The organism is Terriglobus sp. YAF25 (assembly GCF_052113305.1).
Taxonomy (GTDB): Bacteria; Acidobacteriota; Terriglobia; order Terriglobales; family Acidobacteriaceae; genus Terriglobus.
The window spans coordinates 1-1,573 of sequence record NZ_JBFRCY010001049.1 but is presented as its reverse complement, the minus strand read 5'-3'; the positions used below and the strand labels follow the sequence as shown (position 1 = coordinate 1,573).

General features: G+C 56.8%; 1 protein-coding gene. It reads left to right on the top strand.

The genetic code is table 11. The features are described 5' to 3' along the window. Positions 1-776 (top strand): glycoside hydrolase family 27 protein (locus tag AB4043_RS26440; protein WP_442308646.1); only part of this gene is annotated, 776 nt, incomplete at its 5' end. Between the last annotated feature and the right edge of the window lie 797 nt (positions 777-1,573).

Below are 1,573 nucleotides of genomic sequence, written 5' to 3'. Positions count from 1 at the left end.
CTACCGCACACATCAAAGACATCACCATCACAACGCTCCCCGGCAGCACGCACAAGGGCTCTTACAAGATCGACTTCTCCAAGCCCGGCGCGCGCGCTTACATCTTCTCCATGCTTCGCCAGTTCGCCCGCTGGAAGGTCGACTTCATCAAGCTCGACTTCGTCGGTCCCGGCGGCGGCAACCTTCCCGCCGACAACCGCGAAGAGCTCCGCGTCTGGCACGCTGCCATCCTCGCCACCCATCGCCCCATCTGGCTTGAGCTCTCTAACTGGATGTCCATCGACCAGGCCCCTCTCTGGCAAGCCACCTCCAACGGCTGGCGCATCGAGAACGACGTCGAGTGCTACCCCTGCGGCCGCTCCACCGATCCCGCTATCAAAGGAAACCTCACCACCTGGGCGAAGGTCTCCGAGCGCTTCGCAGACGTCCGCCCCTGGATCGCCTACGCAAAGCCCGGCGGCTGGAATGACCTCGACTCCCTTGAGATCGGCAACGGTGATAAGGACGGCATCACCCCCGCCGAACGCCAGACCATGTTCACCCTCTGGTCCATGTCCTGCGCCCCGCTCTACCTCGGCACCGACCTCACTCACATGGACCCTGCCGACCTCGCCATTATCACCAACAAAAAACTCATCGCCATCAATCAGGCAGGCGTCCCCGCCTCCCCGCTAGACATCCAGCAACTCCACAACAAGCCGCAGGAGGTCTGGTTCACAAAGAACCGCGACGGCTCCTTCAACCTCGCCCTTTTCAACCTTACTTATTCTTTCTAGCGGCTGCCCACCGCTTTTTCTGTGCCGCTGCAATCCTTGCTCGCGCTTCTGGGCTCAAAACTCGCGCCTTGGCTGTTTTAGAGTTCGCAATCTTCTTAGGCCTTCCCGGACCACGTTTGCTAGCCGGTATTGCTTGTACCTCGGTAAGCATGGCACGAACTTGCTGAAGTTTGCTGATTTGGTCATCGATAGCGGAAAGAATCAAGTCGAGGTTCATCCTTACAGCGTACGCGAACGTAACTTCATCAGGTAACGTTCCTTCTTCCGCATTTGCGACAAATATCCGATCCGTCGACCACCCATCCAGTTCCTCCTCGGCGGAGCCAGAGCGATGAGGTCACTCCAGTCCGTTTATGAGACCTGCTATCCCGGCCGGTCAGTTCCATACGCGTGGTCGATTGGAACATTGATCGTGGCTCGAAGCTCCGATCTATCATAGATTTCCTGGGAGACATGAATGCAGATATTCTCATTCTTCAGGAAGTGGACATCCACAAGGCTCACGAACCAGCCCTCCCTTCCACGGGCAAGCCACTCTCTCACGATTCCGTCAGAGCGCTTCTGATCATTTTCCGATCTCATACGAAATCCCGTGGCCGCTGAAGTCTTACCGCCTAACAGTTGAGCTCACATCCGTAGCGGACTAGGCTAATCCTTTCRTCGATGAGGGCGTTTATTTAGAAAGAGAACTTCGCCTTGAAGACGATGTTGCGAGGATCGAGCGCAGAGGTAATCTTTCCGAATGTCGCAGCACCAACCGTTGTCCCGAGCCCGTTGAATGCCGGATGGTTGAAGAG